Raw genomic sequence first — 17,901 nt, forward strand, 5'->3', positions numbered from 1 at the left:
ACCGTCGCCATGACACAGAATGAAAATAATCAGCCGCTGACCAGCATGGCGAACAAGATTGCCCAGATCGACGAACTCTGCGCCAAGGCGAAGATTCTGCCGGTGATTACCATCGCCCGTGACCAGGACGTACTGCCGCTGGCCGATGCACTGGCCGCTGGCGGCATGACTGCACTGGAGGTGACCCTGCGCTCGGCGTTCGGTCTGAGCGCCATTCGTATCCTGCGTGAACAGCGCCCCGAGCTGTGTGTGGGCGCCGGGACCATCCTGGACCGCAAGATGCTGGCTGACGCTGAAGCGGCCGGTTCGCAGTTCATCGTCACTCCCGGCAGCACGCAAGACCTGCTGCAAGCCGCGGTCGACAGCCCTTTGCCGCTGTTGCCGGGTGTCAGCAGCGCCTCGGAAATCATGATCGGCTATGCCATGGGCTATCGCCGCTTCAAGCTGTTCCCGGCTGAGATCAGTGGTGGCGTGGCAGCGATCAAGGCCTTGGGTGGGCCGTTCAACGAGGTGCGTTTCTGCCCCACAGGCGGTGTCAACGAGCATAACCTCAAGAGCTACATGGCCCTGCCCAACGTCATGTGCGTAGGCGGCACCTGGATGATCGATAACGCATGGGTCAAGAATGGCGACTGGGGACGTATCCAGGAAGCGACTGCGCAGGCAATGGCACTGTTTGACTGATTTTCAGGATTTCGGAGTCAGCCCTTGCTGCTGATTCCGACAAGGAAGTTGTTGTTGGTTGTATGGCTTTTCGGTGCTCCCTGGTCCGGAGCACCGTTTTTTTCTCCCCGGACCGTCTCTTTGTTTATCCCTTGTCCTTGAACGACTGGCGTGGACGTGTGCGCAACGGGTCCAATAGCGCGCCAAGGCCGTTGTGATCGATTTCCTGCATCAGCGCCAACAGACCTCCCAACTCTCCTTTGGGAAAGCCTTCCCGGGCGAACCAGTTCAGATAATGCCCCGGTAAATCAGCGATCAACCGACCCTTGTATTTGCCGAACGGCATTTCCTGTGTCACCAGCAGCTTGAGTTTTTCCGGATTCATCCGCGATACGCCTGTATTTCTCTTTCAGCCAGTACGATACGTGCATTCTGCATGCAGGCCAAACGACAGATCATGCAGAAGTCACGAACGGCCAATTGTGAAAATTTCGTAAGTCATTGATTTTAAATAGTTATTTTCGTATCAAAAACTGGCACGGTGTCTGCAATTACCTATACATCGAACACTTTCGTATCAACCTGCCATTAGGAAATTATCAAATGACTGATATCAACAAAGAAACGATCTCTATCCTGAATGACCTGATCGAAACCAGCAAAGACGGTGAAGAAGGTTTCCGTACCAGCGCAGAACACGCGAAAAGCGCCCAGGTGAAATCGTTCCTCGCAAACCGCTCTACCGAAGTCGCTGCAGCCGTTCGTGAACTGCAAGCTGAAGTGACCGCACTGGGTGGCAAGCCTGAAGATTCTTCCAGCGTATCTGGCGCACTGCACCGCGCATGGGTCAACCTGAAGTCGATGGTTACTTCCGACGACGACAAGGCCGTGCTGGAAGAAGTTGAAAAAGGCGAAGACGTTGCCAAGAAGGCTTACCGCGAAGCGCTGGAAAAAGCCCGTGCCAAGAACGTTTCGCCTAACGTTATCGCGCTGATTGAAAAGCAGCAGGCTGGCGTTCTGGCCAACCACGACAAAGTAAAAGCACTGCGTGACGCAGCACGTGCAGCCCACGCCGCATCGTAATCCGATGCGTCAGCGGTAACCGAAAAAACGCCAGCCAGTCTGGCGTTTTTTTATGCCCGAACGCAGCTGGTCAGACCGGGTCTGTCACCTTTCTGGCAACCGAACTGCGGTACTCGACCCGGTTGCGCCCATTGTCCTTGGCCTGATACAGCGCCTTGTCGGCCACCCCGAAAAATGCTTCCAGCTTGTCTCCCTGACGGACGACCTCCGAAGCGACCCCGATACTGACCGTGATGGGATACTCGGCATTCATGAACAGCGGAAGTGCCTCCGCAGCCTTGCGGATTTTTTCCGCGATCAGCATGGCCCCCGGCAAGTCTGTTTCCGGCAACACAACTACGAACTCTTCGCCGCCATAGCGTGCCACGCGGTCGCCCGGACGACGGATGCAGTATGAGATGGTCTGCGCAATCAGACGCAGCGCCTCGTCCCCGCCCTGATGGCCATGACGCTCATTGAATGCCTTGAAATGGTCTACATCGATCATCAGCAATGACAGCTGCTTGCCGGAGCGTTGCGCTCGCGCCCATTCGACTTCCATGGCTTCGTCAAGCTGGCGGCGATTATCCAGCCCGGTCAGACCATCTGTCGCGGCCAGGCTGGCCAGTGCATCTTCGGCACGGTGGCGCCTTCTCAGCTCGCGACACAGCAGCCAGGTCAGCCACAAAATGCCCAGACACAATATGCTGGTCGCGGAGCCGACCAGCCAGGCATTGCGCCGCCAGACGGCATACACCTCATCTTCGGATTGCCCGATCACCACGATCAGCGGCAAGTTGCCGACTCGGGAGAAGGTATACAGCCGGCGAGCATTCAACTGCGTCGACATCGCGGCAAAGCTGCCATCGCCTTCCTGAAGGATGCGCTGAAAGTTGGGGCTGTGGCTGTAATCCTTGCCGATCAACTCCTGGCCTTCCATTTCCGGGTAGCGAACGATCAGAATGCCTGAGGTATTGATCAGGTTGATGCTGCTCTCACTGCCCAGATTCTGGCTCATGAACAGGTGTTTGAAATACACCAGGCGCATCGCCGCGCTCACGATCCCCATGAACTCGCCGTTGGGTCCTGATAGGCGACGGCTGAAACTGATGCACCAGTCCTTGTAGCCCCAGCGAGTCTTGTACGGCGCGCTGACATGTAGCGTCAAAGAGCGGTCTGTTGCATGGTCCTTGAAATAGGCGCTGTCAGCGAAGTTGTCATGTCGAGGAGTGACAGACAACGAATCAGCCACTATTTCGCCGCGGTTATCGAGCAATACCAGATCGCCCTTGTAAGAGGCGGCGGTGGCGCGATCAAACAGAACAAGTTGGCGCAGTTCAGGTGACAATTGCTGAAGGTCCGGACGCTGCCAGGCGCTGATCATGCCCTGTAGGGAAGAGTCGTAAAGTTCTGCGTTACGCATGACGTCGGCATCGATCAAACGCACGATATTGGACGCTGCACGTGCCGCTGTCTGTGCCGCGTCGTCGCGCTCCCGGGCCAGTAAAGACGCGACAATCGCCAGAATGGCGAGCATTGAAACCGAGCTGCCGAAAATCAATATCAGCTCCGGACGGGTCCATTTGAGCCGGGCTTGCCGAGAAAACGCAAACACCATCATCGGTTGTTCTACCTGCAGACGAATGATTCTTGATAATCGGTTAATAAAATTATCAGTTAAGTGGGGAACTTATTGACGCGTGTATAACACGCTCCTTATAGCCCCATATGAAGGGAATGTGAATAAAGCAACTGTATTTAAAACGCTGCGAACAGACGCACACTGAGGACCGTGAAACGGTCAATGTAGTCAGTATTTTCAGGTGTCAGCGAGGCAACTGGATGCCGAAGGTATTGGCGCCCTTGTCGCTGTTCACGAACACGGTGCCGCCATGCATCAAGGCAATCGCCTTGACGATGGCCAGCCCCAGGCCGTGATTGGCGCCGCTGTTACTGCGTGAGGCATCCACCCGATAAAAGCGCTCGAACAGTCTGGGTAAATGTTCCTGAGCGATTTGTACGCCCGGATTGGTCACGCTGACAGTGACATGGGCATCGCGGGATTCGATGTTGACTTCAATCACTTCACCAGCGCCAGTGTGCTGAACGGCGTTATGCAACAGATTGATCAGCGCGCGGCGCAAGTGGGGTTTTTCAATGGGTGCGCTGGCGTCGCCGTGGACACGGACTTGCACGTGCGCGTCTTCCAGAATGAAGTCCAGATAATCCAGCGTCGTCGCGACTTCTTCAGCCAGTGAGGTGCAGATCTGTGCCTTGACCTTGGTGCCCTGATCGGCGCTGGCCAGAAACAGCATGTCGTTGATGATCGAGCGCAGGCGCTCCAGCTCTTCGAGGTTCGACTGCAACACTTCGAAATAATGCTCGGCAGAGCGGCCACGGGTCAGCGCCACCTGGGTCTGACCGATCAGGTTGGTCAGCGGTGAACGAAGCTCGTGTGCCACATCGGCATTGAACGACTCCAGCCTCGAGTAGGCTTGCTCGACGCGTTCCAGCGTGGAGTTGAACGAGGCGACAAATTGCTCGAGTTCCGGTGGCAGCGGCGACAACTGCAAGCGTCCGGACAGCCTTGGCGGGGCGAGCTTCTGGACTTCCTGCGAAAGGCTGGTCAGCGGTCGCAGGCCAATCCGCGCGACCCAGTAGCCCAGCGCCGACGCGAGCAGAATGCCCAGCGTGGCCAGGCTGATCAAGGCGACCAGCAGCGAGTGCTGCGTGTGCCAGAACGTCTCGGTGTCGATGGCAGTCAGAAAGCGCAGGGCCGGACGCTGTTCCTTGGCGGGAAACTCGCTGACCAGCACTTTGAACGAAAACGGGTGGTCCGCCAGCTTCAGGTCGTGCATGCCCAGCGGCCCCTGTGCAAAACGACGAATGTCCGCACCGGGATTGCCGAACTCATAGAGCGGATTGTCACTCACCACCCAGAAGCGCAGGCGTTTGTCCTCTTCACTGAGCAAGGTGAGCTTGGCCTTGATCTTGCGCCAGTGTTCCGGGTTGCCGAAACGATTGACCGCCGATTCCAGCACGCTGTAGCGCGCATCCACCTCTGCACGGGGCAGCAAATCGAGGCTTTTGTCGACCTGCAGGTACAAGGCCCAGCCGATCAGCAGGAACACCACCAGTGCCACCAGCGCGAACAGCCCGCTCAGGCGCAGGGCAATCGAATCAACCCGCACTGCGGTTCTCCAGCACATAGCCCATGCCGCGAATGGTGTGCAGCAGCTTGTGCTCGTGAGGGCCATCGAGCTTGGCCCGCAAGCGCTTGATCGCGACTTCGACCACATTGGTATCGCTGTCGAAGTTGATGTCCCAGACCATCTCGGCGATGGATGTCTTGGAAAGGATGTCACCCTGACGTCGGGCCAGCACACTGAGCAGCGAAAACTCCTTGGCGGTCAGGTCCAGGCGCAGGCCGGCGCGGGTCGCCTTGCGGCTGATCAGGTCTATCCACAGGTCGGCGATGGTGATCTGCACCGGCTCGTGGCCACCGCTGCGCCGCGTCAGGGCCTGCAGGCGGGCGACCAGTTCCAGAAAGGAAAACGGCTTGCCCAGGTAATCATCCGCGCCTTCGCGCAGGCCGCGAATGCGGTCGTCGACCTGCTCGCGCGCGGTCAGCATGATCACGGGCGTCTGTTTGCGCGCACGCAGCGCACGCAACACCCCAAAACCATCCAGGCCCGGCAGCATCACGTCGAGAATGACGATCGCATGGTCATTCTCCAGCGCCAGGTGCAGGCCTTCGATCCCGTCGCGCGCCACGTCCACGGCATAGCCCTGTTCGGTCAGACCGCGACGCAGGTAGTCGGCGGTTTTCTCTTCGTCTTCGATAATCAGCACGCGCATCGGGCAACTCTCACTTTTGCAGGGCCAGCGTCGGTGCGGCGGGCGCCGGTTGGCGTCGATGAAACAGCCGCTCCAGTTGCAGATAAATGACCGGCGTGGTGAACAACGTGAGCATCTGGCTCACCAGCAGGCCGCCGACCACGGCTATACCCAGCGGCTGCCGCAACTCGGCACCGACGCCGAAACCGAGCATCAGCGGCAGTGCGCCGAGCAGGGCGGCGAGGGTGGTCATGATAATCGGTCGGAAGCGGGTGATGCAGGCCTCATAAATGGCCTCGTGCGGCGTGAGGCCCTGCTCGCGCTGGGCCTGCAGGGCAAAGTCCACCAGCAGAATACCGTTCTTTTTGACGATACCAATCAGCAACACCACGCCGATCAGGGCCATGATCGAGAAGTCCTGCCCCATCATCCACAGCAGCAACAGTGCGCCGATGCCTGCCGAGGGCAGGGTGGAGATGATGGTCAGCGGATGCACGAAGCTTTCATAGAGCACGCCCAGAATGATGTACACCGCCACCAGCGCCGCAAGGATCAGCCAGGGCTGGTTGGCCAGCGAACTCTGGAACGCCTGGGCCGCGCCCTGGAAGCTGCCGATGATCGAGGCGGGCATGCCGATTTCGTTCTTGGCCTGATCGAGCATGCTCACGGCATCGCCCAGGGCGACCCCGGGTGCCAGGTTGAACGACAGGTTCGCCGCGGGGAACATCCCGTCATGGCTGATCGATAACGGTCCCATGCGCGGCGCACTGACTTTGGCCAGCGCCGACAGCGGCACCATTTCGCTGGTCAGCGGCGAGCGCAGATAGAAGTACGCCAGGCTTTCGGCCTTGCCGCGTTGTTGGGCGTCCAGTTCAAGGATCACCTTGTACTGGTTGACTTCAGTCTGATACTCGCTGATCTGCCGCTGGCCGAATGCGTCGTACAGAGCCTGGTCGACATCGGCCGTGGTCAGGCCGAATCGCGCGGCAGCACTGCGGTCGATGTCGATGTGCGTGACGCTGCCGCCCAGTTGCAAGTCGTTGGACATGTCGCGAAATGCAGGGTTGCTGCGCAGTTTTTCAGTCAGCCGTTGCGTCCAGGTGTTGAGCAATTCGCCGTCGTTGCTCTTGAGCACGTACTGGTACTGACTGCGGCTCGGGCCGGAGCTGAGGTTGATGTCCTGCCCGGCGCGCAGATACAGAACGATGCCCGGGACCTTGGCCAGTTTGGGGCGCAGGCGGTCGATGAATTCACTGACCGACACATCGCGTTCGGAGCGTGGCTTGAGCGAGATCCAGAAGCGGCCGTTGGCGATGGTCTGGTTGCTGCCTGAAACACCAACCGAATGCGAGAACGCCAGCACCGCAGGATCCGCGCCGACGATCTTTGCCAGCTCCAGGTGTTTTTCCACCATGTCCGGGTAGGAGATGTCAGCAGCCGCCTCGGTGGTCCCGAGTGCAAACGCGGTGTCCTGGACCGGAAAGAAGCCTTTGGGTATGAGGATGTAACCGACCACCGCCAGCGCCAGGGTCAGGCCGAATATGCCAAGCATCAGCCGTTGATGGGCCAGGGCCTTGCGCAGGCCGCGCTCGTAGGAGGCGAGCAGGCGTTCACCAAACCCCGGTTTCTGATGCGGGTGATGGGTGGGCGCGCGCATGAACAGGGCGGCCAGGGTCGGCGCGAGGGTCAGGGAGACGACCACCGAAATAAGAATGGTCGCGGTTGCGGTCAGTGCGAATTCCTTGAACAGTCGCCCGACCACACCGCCCATGAACAATAGCGGAATGAACGCCGCCACCAGCGAGAAACTGATCGACACCACGGTAAAGCCGATTTCTCCGGAGCCCTTTATCGCCGCCTCGCGCATGCCTTGGCCGGCTTCGAGGTGACGGTGGATGTTCTCGACCACCACGATGGCGTCGTCCACCACGAAACCGACCGCGACCACGATGGCCACCAGTGTCAGGTTGTTCAGGCTGAAGCCGAACAGGTACATCATCGCAAAGCTGGCAATCAGCGATACCCCGAGTACCGCACTGACGATCAGGGTGGCTGACAGTTGGCGCAGGAACAGCGCCATGACCGCGACCACCAGCAGCACCGCGATCAGCAGGGTCAGTTCCACTTCATGCAGCGAGGCACGGATGGTGCGGGTCCGGTCGTTGAGTACCGATACATCGACGCTGGCCGGGAGCATTTCCTGCAAGCGTGGCAATTCACGCTGGATACGGTCCACGGTGTCGACAATGTTGGCGCCCGGCTGGCGGAAGATGGCGATGTTGACGCCTTGCTGATCGCCGGACCACGCCTTGACGTAGGCGTTTTCCGAGCCCGCGACGACCCGAGCCACATCCTTGAGCTGGACGGGCGCGCCGTTTTTGTAGGAAACAATCAGTTGCGCGTAGTCCTGCGGCTTGAACAACTGGTCGTTGGAAGACAGGGTCGAAATACTGTCCTTGCCGTACAGGGCACCCTTGGCCAGGTTCAGGCTGGTCTGTTGCACCGCTTGGCGAATGTCCGCCAGGGTCAGCCCCAGCGCGGCGAGTTTCTCGGGGGCGGCCTGGACACGAATCGCCGGACGCTGCTGACCGGTGATGTATACCTGGCCCACCCCTTCGATCTGGCTGAGCTGGCGCGCCAGAATGGTTTCGGTGACGTCGCTCAATTCGGTGCCGGGGATCAGACTGGAACTCACGCTGAGGATCAGCACCGGGCTGTCGGCCGGGTTGACCTTGCGCCAGGTTGGCAGACTGGGCAGATCGGCCGGCAGGCGTCCGGCGGCGGTATTGATGGCGGCCTGGACTTCCTGGGCCGCAGTGTCGATGCTTTTGTTGAGGGTGAACTGCAGCGTAAGGTTGGTGGAGCCCAGTGCGCTGCTGGAAGTCATCTGGGTCATGCCCGGTATCGCACTGAACTGCACTTCCAGTGGCGTGGCAACCGAAGACGCCATGGTCTCGGGGCTGGCGCCGGGCAGTTGCGCGGTGACCTGGATGGTCGGGAATTCCGCTTCCGGCAACGGCGCGATCGGCAGACGCGGAAAGGCAATGACCCCCAGCAGTACCAATGCGAAGGTCAACAACAAGGTGGCCACCGGATGGTCGATGCACCACGCCGATACCGAACCACGGCCGTTCATCGTGCGGGCTCCACTTGCGCGCTGGCGACATCCGCAGCAGGCGCGGTGATCACTTCCACCGTTGCTCCCGGGCGTAGCCGTGACTGGCCGTCGCTGACCAGTACATCGCCAGCACGCGGCCCGCTGATCAGCGTCTGCTCGCTGTCCTGATAGAGCACTTTGACGGGTACGACTTCCACCTTGTTATCGGCAGTGAGCCGATAGACAAAGTGCAGGTCAACGCCGCGCTGCACCACTTGTGGCGGCACTTTCAGCGAGTTGAGTTCGATACCGGTCTGGATCTTCACGGTCACCAGTTGCCCTGGCCAGAGTTGCTCGCCGGGGTTTCTGAATTGAGCCTTGGCGCGGATCGTACCGGTGCTTGCCGACACCTGATTGTCGATCAATGAAAGCGTGCCTTCACCCAGCAGCAGGCCGTTGGCCGCGCCGTCGCCCTGATACGCCTTGACGGTCGCAGCGTCGCGCTCGGCAATCAGCCCCTGCAGGGTCGGCAACATCTGCTGTGGGAGGGAAAACTCCACGGCAATCGGGTCGATCTGGGTCACTGAAAACAGTCCGGCAGCATCACTGACGCGCAGGAAGTTGCCTTCATCGACATTGCGAATGCCGACCCGTCCCGTTACCGGCGAGCGAATCTGAGTGTAGGACAGTTGCACCTGTGAGGCGTTGATGCTCGCTTCGTTGCCTTTTGCCGTGGCTTCGAGCTGCCTGACCAGTGCCTGTTGCTGATCGAACGTCTGTCGCGAGATACCATTTTCCTGGGTGAGCTGGCGATAGCGCTTGAGGTCCAATTGCGCTACGTCCAGCTGCGCCTTGCTCTGCGCCAACTGGGCACGCGCCTGTTCCAGCGCAGCCCTGATAGAGCGGTCATCCAGCGTTGCCAACAGGTCTCCGGCCTTGACCTGCTGACCTTCCTTGACCAGCACGCGCGTCAGCACCCCATCCACCTGGGGGCGGATCACGACGCTTTGCAGCGACAGCACCGATCCGATCCCTGTGACGAAGCGCGGCACGTCTTCAAGACTGACCGTGATCACTTTGACCGGCACAGCGGCAGCGGCATTTTTGGGAAGCGTGGCCGGGCGTGTCAGTTTCCAGCCGGCAATCGCCACACAGGCGATCACCAGAACGACAGCGGTGACGGTCAGGGTCTTTCTGCGCATATGAAGAAAACGCCAAATGTCAGTACGGGAGAGATATTTTTTACAGCTTCCTTATAGCCTGCAAACCCGGTCAACAGAATGACTTTCAGCTGTCAGGTTTGTCAGAAAGCCTCCAGCGGGTGTGGCGTGCAGTCAAGAAAAGTCGGAATTGGACGATATCTATGTTGAAGAGATAGTTGTCCAGATGTTTATTAAGTCCTAGGAGTTTTCCTACATTTTCCTAAGTAGGTTTCTGGCAGGTCATTCTCTCATCAACTTAACTTATCGTATGAGTCAATGAATGGAGTACGCCATGAGCCGTCAGAAAACGAACGGAAAAGTGATGTGGAAGTTACGGTCCCTTGATAAAAAATTGTGGGTCGCAATCATGTCGACGCTGTGGCTGGCTACTCCCGCTGTGTCATGGGCAAAGGACGGTGCAATAACGTTGCGTGGCAGTATCGTCAACAGCAGTTGCAGGGTTTCCAGTACAGAGATAACGGTGCCCGGTAATCAGTCGAGAACGCTGGAAGTTGCACCCGGGGTCATTATTCATGTGAGCACCGAACGCAATGTCTGTGGTGAGCAGGCAATGCCCTTCGTGACGCAGTATCAGGTATTGCCTGCCGCCGTGGTTATCGACGGAGAAGCCCTGCAGGCACGCGCTGCCGTCGTTACGTTGAGCTATCAGTAACTAGCTGCCTGTTGTGTTTTCTCGTCCGGACTGTCACGTTTTCAAGTGGCAGTCCAGTGCCCGCCAGGTATGAACGATACATAACCTCGGCCACCGTCAAGGCGTCGCTAGTCTGTACCTGAGTAAAGACGCGCTTCTGTGTGGAAAAGGGTTTTTATCAGTGTGCCGGGCACGACTTATAATTATTCCTATAGACCTGTCCTGCGTGTCGTGTTGTGTTGTCTGCGGGGTGAAAGTTACCGGGCTGACAGCATTGAAATAGACCTGGCTCTATAGTGCTCACCGTCCGATAGCGGGCACACACGAAATAACACAAGGAAGGTCGTTAGCATGAAAAAGCGTTCTCTTACATTGGCAGTTCTGGGCGTAATGGGCGTTGGCATGGCAGGTACCGCCAGTGCTGCGAACAACGGCACAATGGTCTTTAACGGAACACTGACCAATATCTCCTGCGATGTGGGGCCGGGCACGGGTGTCAGTGCGGGGACCAACCCTGGCGAAATCAATATCGACCTGGGCAACGTGTCCTTCTCCGATATCGGTGTATCGAGCGAAAGCCGATTCGAGACGGCTGCCCCCATCCAGCTGCTGGTCAACTGCAGTGCCGGTGCAGACCAGTACAACATGGTGAAGATGCGCCTTATTGCCCGTAACGGCAGTGGCCTGGACAACAACGACGCGAAACTCCTGCGCACCACCGGTGCGGCAGATGGCGTCGGTATCGGCCTGCTCAATGCGTCCAGTGTGCTGATGGATCTGAGTGGTGACGAAACCGTCGACACCACGCTGATCAAGGATGGCGCCAACGGTGCCACCGCTGAAATCAATTTTGGCGCGGTGTATGTGCTTAACGGCACGCCCACCAATCCGGGTAATGCCGACGGCTTCCTGCCGTTCGTGATGGATTACGAGTAATCGTGTCGGGCGGGGCGGGCAGTGCTCGCTCTGTCCTCTACCGAATTCAAGGCGAACGCCAGCATGTTTTCCGATTTTTTTCGCTACACGATGCTTGTTGCGTTGGTGTTCTGCGCATCCACCGTTCAGGCGGGCATTGTATTGAATACGACGCGAGTCATTTACCAGGGCACTGATAAAGAGGTCAGTCTGGGTGTTCACAACAGTGGCGGGGGAGAGATTCTCCTGCAGTCCTGGCTTGAATCGCCTGTGGCGGCGGTCAGCACTCACGAAAGTCTGCCGAACCTGCCGTTCATTGTCACACCCGCACTTGCGCGTATGGCCGGGGGTGGCAGGCAGCTATTGCGGATCATTCATTCCGGTGCCGACATGCCCACCGATCGTGAATCGGTGTTATGGCTCAATGTTCAGGAAATTCCCCAGACCGCAGCTGAAAACACACTGCAGATCGCGGTACGTCAGCGCATCAAAGTCTTCTTCCGGCCTGATGGTTTGCAGGGTGATCCACAGCAGGCTCCGGAAAAACTGAACTGGCAGTGGGTCGATGACACCGGTGTACAGGTCGAAAATCCCGGCCCCTATCATGTCTCCATGCTGAGGGTTTCCATACGCCAGCATGACACCGAACTTGCCCGTCTGGACAGTCAGATGCTGGCGCCGCATCAGCGTCTGCGTATTCCGTTACAGCACACATCGGCAAGTGCGCCGTTGCTGTTGAGTTTCGTCAGTCTCAATGACTACGGCGGACAAGTGCCTTATCAGGCAGCCCTTACCCATAAACAACCGGTTAACGCCGGCAAGGCGTCGGCCCGATAAGCTGGCGCATCCACTGTCAGCGTTCACTGTTCAAACCGTCGGGCCTCAGCGACAAGACCGCCCGGCAGACCTGCGTCTGTGTAAAAGGATTGCGCGACGCGCGCGACAGCCGAAGTAGAGTGAAGACCGCTATGGAATGGCGCAAAGAAGTTAACAAGGGAGTCATTGCCCAGTGCGCGCTCCCTCACCCCCGACGCTGTGCGCGGGGTATCGGTTTCGGATTGGCGTTGATGGTTGCGGTCAGCGCGTCGGCCGCCTCTTCGGGTGGCAGCGGCGCAGGCAGATTCAATACGGCTTTTATCCAGGGAAGCGATCAGCCGGCTGACCTTCAGGAGTTTCTGCGCTCCAATAGCGTACTGCCCGGTACTTACCGGGTTGATATCTACGTCAATCGCAAGCTGAGCGGCAGGCGGGATATCCGCTTTTTGAAAAATCCGCTGTCAGGCCTGATCGAGCCCTGCCTGTCGCTCGAGATGCTACAGAGCTTTGGTCTGGACTTGAGTCGTCTGCCGTCAGGTGAGGTGTCTGCCCAGGCCTGTTTCGACCTGTCTGCGCGTGTCGAATTTGCCCGCGTCGACTATCAGCCCGGTGCGTTGCGACTGACGATCAGTGTGCCGCAAGCGGTGATGTCACGCGGTGCCCGTGGTTATGTGTCGCCGGAGCTTTGGGATCAGGGCGAGACCGCAGGCTTTATCAATTACAACTTCAATGGCAGCCGTCGGCGTAACAAAAGCCTGGAAACGGATCAGTACTACGTGGGGCTGCGAAACGGGCTGAACGTTGGTGCCTGGCGTTTGCGCAACGAGTCCTCTCTGGTGGGTGGCAGTGACAGACCCTGGCGTTATCGCAGCAATCGTACGTTCGCACAGCGCGACATCACCGCCCTGAAAAGCCAGCTCACGCTGGGCGAGACGTTTACCGATTCGCAGGTCTTCGACAGTGTCCGCTTCAGGGGCGCGGCGCTGGTCTCTGACGACGGCATGTTGTCTGACAGCGAGCGGGCCTATGCCCCGGTCATCCGCGGGATTGCCGAAACCAATGCGACCGTGGAAGTTCGCCAGAACGGCTTTCTGCTTTACAGCGGCACTGTGTCGCCCGGGCCTTTCGAGATTGCCGATATCTATTCCAGTGGCTCGAATGGCGATTTGTCGGTGTCTGTCATCGAAGCCGACGGGCGTGTGCGTACCTTCTCTCAGGCCTATGCGTCGCTGCCGATCATGGTTCCCGCAGGCTCGTTGCGCTACAGCCTGGCCAGCGGGCAGGTCGACAACAACGACGACCAGCAGGCCTCTCCGGCGTTTGCCAGCGCAGCCCTGATCTACGGGCTTTCCGAACGGATCACCGGGTTTGCCGGGCTGCAACTGGCCGAGGATTATCAGGCCTGGAATATAGGTACGGGAGTAAACACCGGGCTGGGCGCGGTGTCGATGGACCTCACCCGATCGATCAGCAAGGTGGATCAGCAGGCGCGCAGTGGTCAGAGCCTGCGGGTGCGTTATGCCAACACGCTGGACGTCACCGACACCACGTTGGCAGTGGCCGGTTACCGGTATTCGACCGAGCAATACCGGACCTTGAACCAGCACGTCAGCGATATCGGCCCGCAGCGGCTGGTACTGCCCTCTGGTCTGGCGCGGGATCGACTCGAACTCAGCATCACTCAGATAGTGCCTGGCCAGTCGGCGTCGCTGAGCCTGACTGCTTCAGAGCAGCGCTACTGGAACCTGCCCGGCAAGACCCGGCAACTTTACCTGTCCTATAACGCAGCCTGGCGTTCGCTCAATTACAGCCTGTCCGTCGAACGCAACGAGGATTTCGGGCGAAGCGGTGACGCGAGCACCGACAATCGTATTGCTCTGAGCGTGACCCTGCCGCTTGGATCCAGCCCCGGCTCGTCGCGATTGTCTTTCAACGCGGTGCGCGACAGCCGCGGCGAGTACAACGCGCAGACCGGTCTTAACGGCCAGGTGCCGGGCGATCGCGACACGTTCTATTCGGTACAGGCTGGACGCGACAGTACCTCCGGCAGTTTCGGCGCAGGCAAGGTCAGCACCAGCACGGCATTCGGCCGTTTCGAGGCCGGTTATAGCCAGGGTCAGGATTACGATGCATTCAGCCTGTCCGCCGCTGGTTCGCTGGTAGCGCATGCCGGTGGCGTGAACCTGGGGCAGGCCTTGGGGGAAACCTTTGCACTGGTTCAGGTGCCCGATGTCGGTGGCGCCCGCTTGAAGTCGTTCAGTAACGTCGAGACCGCCGGCAACGGCTATGCGGTTCTGCCTTATGCGCAGGCTTACCGCACCAACTGGGTCAGCCTGGATACCCGGCAGCTGGGCGCTGATGTCGATCTGGAAAATGCCATCACCCAGATCGTGCCGCGCAGGGGCGCGATCCCGGTGGTGCGCTTCAAGGCCAATGTGGGCCGTCGGGTGCAGTTCGAACTGGTGCGCACCGATGGCAGCAAGGTGCCGCTGGGCGCCAGTGTCGAAGATGAGCAGGGCAGGGCGCTGGCAGTGGTCGATCCCGGCAGTCAGGCGCTGGTGCTCAGCGAGCAGGACGCCGGCAGCGTGTGGGTGCGCTGGTCCGATCAACGTTGTCAGGCAACATTCTCGCTACCGCCCAGAGACCCGTCGCGAGCCTACGAGCGGATCAGGGTGATATGCCGATGAGCGCTTTCGCTGGCTCATGCAAGGCGCTGCTGACGGCTGTGCTTTTGACGAGCGACCTGGCGGCGCAGGGCGCTGTTTCGCTGAGTGGAACACGGCTGGTTTTCGACGGGCAGTATCGCGAAGTTACGCTCGAAGTGCGCAATCGCGGCAAGTCCGAGGCGCTTTTGCAGGCTTGGCTCAGCGACGCTGCGGACGATGACGACACCCCGGGTGAGCTTCGCAAAGCGCTGCCATTCGTGGTCACGCCACCGCTTGCACGCCTGGCGGTGGGCGGCAGGCAGACCTTGCGCGTGCTGTATCAGGGCTCGGGCATGCCGCAGGAGCACGAGTCTCTGCTGCATCTGTATGTGCTTGAGGTGCCTCGACGCCAGGACGGCGTGGGGCAGTTGAACATTGCCGTGCGCCAACGCATCAACGTGTTCTACCGGCCCCCCGGCCTTGACGGTGATCCGGCCGACACCCCCGCGCGACTGCTGTGGACACTGACTCATGACCCGTCGCACGCCTTGTTGCTGACGGTCAGTAACCCGACGCCCTATCACGCCGCTCTGCAAGCGCTGCATATCGACGGTGTGCAGCTCGGCGATCATCTGCTGCTGGCGCCGGGCGCCCAGGTTGCCATGGCTGTGCCCGCAAGTGTCGAGCCCTCTGCCACACATCGTTTTTCATACCAGGCGCTGACCGACTACGGCGGCCGACGGACCCATTGCGCACAGCTCACCGGGCAGACAGCCACTACGGCCGGGCTGCCGAAAAACAATTCCATTCAGGACGAATGCTGATATGAAATATCTCTCTGCCGGAGGCTGGCTGCGATCCCTTGCCGTGGTGCTGTTACTGCATCCGGCTTCCACTTTCGCGCTGATCTGTACCACTCAAGGGACGGGCGAAACCGAAATTCACGATGATCTGAGCAGTTCGGTGGCAATCCCGGAGTCGAGTCCTGACGGGGAAGTGGTATGGCGTTCCGAACCTCTGACTGTTCAGGTCGAATGCGCGAGAGAGGGCTGGCAGTCCAACGCGGAAGAGATTTTTATCTACCTGAATCCGGACAATCGTTCGATCGGTCAGGGGATTCGCGCCGGGATGACGCTGCAGGGCATCGATCATCTGCAAGGCGGTGGAAGGATCAGTACCGGGAGCTACCTGCCGATGTGTCGTGAGGGTGAGAGCACGCTCGACAACTGCCCTAAGGTGCGCTTCAGCCTGGCGTTTTCGGTGTTCATCCAGAAGTTCGGCGCTACACCGTCCTCCGGCGTGGCCAGTGACCTGCTCGATTACCGGTTTTTTCAGCTGGGCGGCGCGACAGACCCGAGTCGGCTGTCAGGGCGCAGCCTCAGTTATGTGATCAATAACCTGCGGGGGCTGAGGTTCGTGGCCTGCGATGCCGATCTCCAAGTGCTCCCGGAAAGCGTGGAATTTGGCGACGTTGCGATACACCAGGTGGCCATTGGCAAAGTGACTGCCACCCAGACATTCTCCCTGCTGACCAGTCGCAGCTGCGATTCGCCCTTCAGCATCGACGCGCGTTTCAGGCCGGTGACAGGCACTCTGTCTGGCGAGCTGCTGATCCCTGTCGGTAATGATTCGTTGGGGATCCGGATGACCAGCGCAGTCAATGGTCAGCCGTTACGCTACAACGAACCCTTCCATCTGGCGGAATTGCTGGGCGAAACCAACACTGCCAGGGCGGACTTCAATGCCGAACTGCTATGGAACACCAGCACGCCACGGCCCGGACCGTTCAATGCCGAAGTGATGGTCGATCTGTTCTACAAATGACGGCGACAGGAGGCTCGGGCGGTTGTGCGGCGATTGATGTATGCTGCGCGGCCGCGGGCATTTGCCCGGCCAATTCGACTTTCTGGTGACACCATGACCACTCCTGAACAACCCCCTGTTCAAGACGCCGCAGCCGACTCCGCCGCAGACACTGAAAAGAAGGCTGTCATTGCGCCTTTCAGCTTTCCGTTCAAGCCTTCGGAGTTTGCCCAGGCCAAAAAGGAGCCGGCGTGGCATCAGAAAACCAACAAGCACGGCCACCACAAGACCCCGGGCGCAGCGCCGGCCGGTACCCGCAGGTCGATGGGCAAGCGCTGATTGCTTGATTGATCCTGTCAGGCAGCCTGCAACGGGATGAACAGGTAGGAAACCGGCTGCCGGTCAGTCACTTCGGCACCTTCCTGTTGCAGGGTGTCCAGAACGTGCTGGCCGGCCACGTGAAACTCCCACTTCGACCCTTGAGCTCGCTCATCCTGCGCAGGATTTGCGACTTCTTCGATGGCAGCGGCAAACGCGCCCATGTCCGGCAGGTAGGCGACGAAACCGTTGCCCTTGAGGGCGGTGGTACGGATGCCGAGCTTCTGGCAAATCAGCTGTTTGGTCTCTATCTCATCCCGGTCGGCCTGACGCGACCGTTCGATCAGGTCTATCAGTTGTGTATCGACCAGCCTGTCGTTGACGATCAGGTCGGGACCCTGCTCCCAGGACTCTGGCGGGCAACCTTTGCTGTCCGGGCGTAACGGAATGTGCGGGTTGATCTCCATCGGATAGATTCGGCACACCAGCGGCCGGCGCTCGTAGATGCGGCACAGGTTCTTCTCGTCAAGATTCCGGCAGCGCCCCACGTTGTAGGCCGCGAAGGTGATCGCCACAAAGGCTGTCGTGCTGCCACTGCTCACCTCGGTCGAGCGACGGCTGGCATGGGTCAGCTGGGTCTCGGAGACCCCGTAGCCATTGCTCAAAAATGCCTCGGTCAGAACGATGACGTTGCCGCCATCTGCTGCCCACTGCTTGGCTTCGCCGAGCGTCAGCGGTACGTGATGGTCGGTGCAACAGCCGCCACAACCCACGCAGGAAAACTTGGTGTCCATTATCTCGATGATCCGTCGAAGAGGTATATGGTGGGCGACAACAATTGGTCACTCACCTGCTTGATACCTCTCCGGAAGCAAGTTGTGCGCCAGTCGC

General features: G+C 59.4%; 16 protein-coding genes. 9 read left to right on the forward strand and 7 right to left on the reverse strand.

The genetic code is table 11. From position 1 onward, the window contains the following. Window positions 1–9 precede the first annotated feature (9 nt). Window positions 10–684, forward strand: a complete 675-nt coding sequence (locus tag ACW55A_RS01435; RefSeq protein WP_003365294.1) for a bifunctional 4-hydroxy-2-oxoglutarate aldolase/2-dehydro-3-deoxy-phosphogluconate aldolase — start codon at window positions 10–12, stop codon at window positions 682–684. A gap of 124 nt (window positions 685–808) precedes the next feature. On the opposite strand, the gene ACW55A_RS01440 is transcribed toward ACW55A_RS01435, so the two are convergent. After that, the gene (locus tag ACW55A_RS01440) at window positions 809–1,048 is read right to left on the reverse strand and encodes a DUF3820 family protein (RefSeq protein ID WP_003341842.1); all 240 of its coding nucleotides are present in this window, start codon (window positions 1,046–1,048) and stop codon (window positions 809–811) included. Between the two features lie 218 nt (window positions 1,049–1,266). On the opposite strand from ACW55A_RS01440, the gene ACW55A_RS01445 reads away from it, so the two are divergent. Further along, a complete protein-coding gene (locus ACW55A_RS01445) occupies window positions 1,267–1,746 on the forward strand; it encodes a PA2169 family four-helix-bundle protein (protein ID WP_002552329.1) in 480 nt (159 codons plus the stop codon). 70 nt (window positions 1,747–1,816) lie between these two features. Here the strand turns inward: ACW55A_RS01445 and ACW55A_RS01450 are convergent, their stop codons facing one another. From ACW55A_RS01450 to ACW55A_RS01470, 5 genes are all read right to left on the reverse strand, one after another. Next, entirely contained in the window at window positions 1,817–3,346 is a 1,530-nt protein-coding gene (locus tag ACW55A_RS01450) for a sensor domain-containing diguanylate cyclase (RefSeq protein WP_498810375.1), read from the reverse strand. A gap of 205 nt (window positions 3,347–3,551) precedes the next feature. Further along, window positions 3,552–4,916 carry a heavy metal sensor histidine kinase gene (locus tag ACW55A_RS01455; protein WP_072365566.1) on the reverse strand — a complete coding sequence of 455 codons (1,365 nt, stop codon included), beginning with the start codon at window positions 4,914–4,916 and terminating at the stop codon, window positions 3,552–3,554. Next, on the reverse strand, window positions 4,906–5,583 hold the full coding sequence (locus ACW55A_RS01460; RefSeq protein ID WP_003314062.1) for a heavy metal response regulator transcription factor: 678 nt from the start codon (window positions 5,581–5,583) through the stop codon (window positions 4,906–4,908). Before ACW55A_RS01460 ends, ACW55A_RS01455 begins: the two co-directional genes overlap by 11 nt. A gap of 10 nt (window positions 5,584–5,593) precedes the next feature. Then, on the reverse strand, window positions 5,594–8,698 hold the full coding sequence (locus tag ACW55A_RS01465) for a multidrug efflux RND transporter permease subunit (protein WP_003365290.1): 3,105 nt from the start codon (window positions 8,696–8,698) through the stop codon (window positions 5,594–5,596). Beyond that, on the reverse strand, window positions 8,695–9,861 hold the full coding sequence (locus tag ACW55A_RS01470; protein WP_058416397.1) for an efflux RND transporter periplasmic adaptor subunit: 1,167 nt from the start codon (window positions 9,859–9,861) through the stop codon (window positions 8,695–8,697). Before ACW55A_RS01470 ends, ACW55A_RS01465 begins: the two co-directional genes overlap by 4 nt. A 292-nt stretch (window positions 9,862–10,153) precedes the next feature. Between ACW55A_RS01470 and ACW55A_RS01475 the strand changes: the two genes are divergently transcribed. From ACW55A_RS01475 to ACW55A_RS01505, 7 genes are all read left to right on the forward strand, one after another. Further along, window positions 10,154–10,534, forward strand: coding sequence for a hypothetical protein (locus ACW55A_RS01475; RefSeq protein WP_054080821.1), 381 nt, complete (start codon window positions 10,154–10,156; stop codon window positions 10,532–10,534). 330 nt (window positions 10,535–10,864) lie between these two features. Continuing rightward, on the forward strand, window positions 10,865–11,449 hold the full coding sequence (locus ACW55A_RS01480; RefSeq protein WP_003365284.1) for a fimbrial protein: 585 nt from the start codon (window positions 10,865–10,867) through the stop codon (window positions 11,447–11,449). A gap of 63 nt (window positions 11,450–11,512) precedes the next feature. Beyond that, window positions 11,513–12,265: a fimbrial biogenesis chaperone gene (locus ACW55A_RS01485; protein WP_187809349.1), complete on the forward strand. Its 753-nt coding sequence runs from the start codon at window positions 11,513–11,515 to the stop codon at window positions 12,263–12,265. Between the two features lie 131 nt (window positions 12,266–12,396). Further along, window positions 12,397–14,931: a fimbria/pilus outer membrane usher protein gene (locus ACW55A_RS01490; RefSeq protein ID WP_455807862.1), complete on the forward strand. Its 2,535-nt coding sequence runs from the start codon at window positions 12,397–12,399 to the stop codon at window positions 14,929–14,931. Beyond that, window positions 14,928–15,713 carry a fimbrial biogenesis chaperone gene (locus ACW55A_RS01495; RefSeq protein WP_003365279.1) on the forward strand — a complete coding sequence of 262 codons (786 nt, stop codon included), beginning with the start codon at window positions 14,928–14,930 and terminating at the stop codon, window positions 15,711–15,713. The genes ACW55A_RS01490 and ACW55A_RS01495 overlap by 4 nt, the downstream gene beginning before the upstream one ends. Window position 15,714: 1 nt before the next feature. Beyond that, window positions 15,715–16,713, forward strand: coding sequence for a fimbrial protein (locus tag ACW55A_RS01500; RefSeq protein ID WP_498810380.1), 999 nt, complete (start codon window positions 15,715–15,717; stop codon window positions 16,711–16,713). Window positions 16,714–16,806: 93 nt separating this feature from the next. Beyond that, window positions 16,807–17,031 carry a hypothetical protein gene (locus tag ACW55A_RS01505; protein ID WP_003365273.1) on the forward strand — a complete coding sequence of 75 codons (225 nt, stop codon included), beginning with the start codon at window positions 16,807–16,809 and terminating at the stop codon, window positions 17,029–17,031. A 17-nt stretch (window positions 17,032–17,048) separates the two neighbouring features. On the opposite strand, the gene ACW55A_RS01510 is transcribed toward ACW55A_RS01505, so the two are convergent. Next, on the reverse strand, window positions 17,049–17,804 hold the full coding sequence (locus ACW55A_RS01510; RefSeq protein ID WP_054080693.1) for a YkgJ family cysteine cluster protein: 756 nt from the start codon (window positions 17,802–17,804) through the stop codon (window positions 17,049–17,051). Window positions 17,805–17,901: the final 97 nt, after the last annotated feature.

The organism is Plantibacter cousiniae (nom. nud.) (assembly GCF_977070315.1).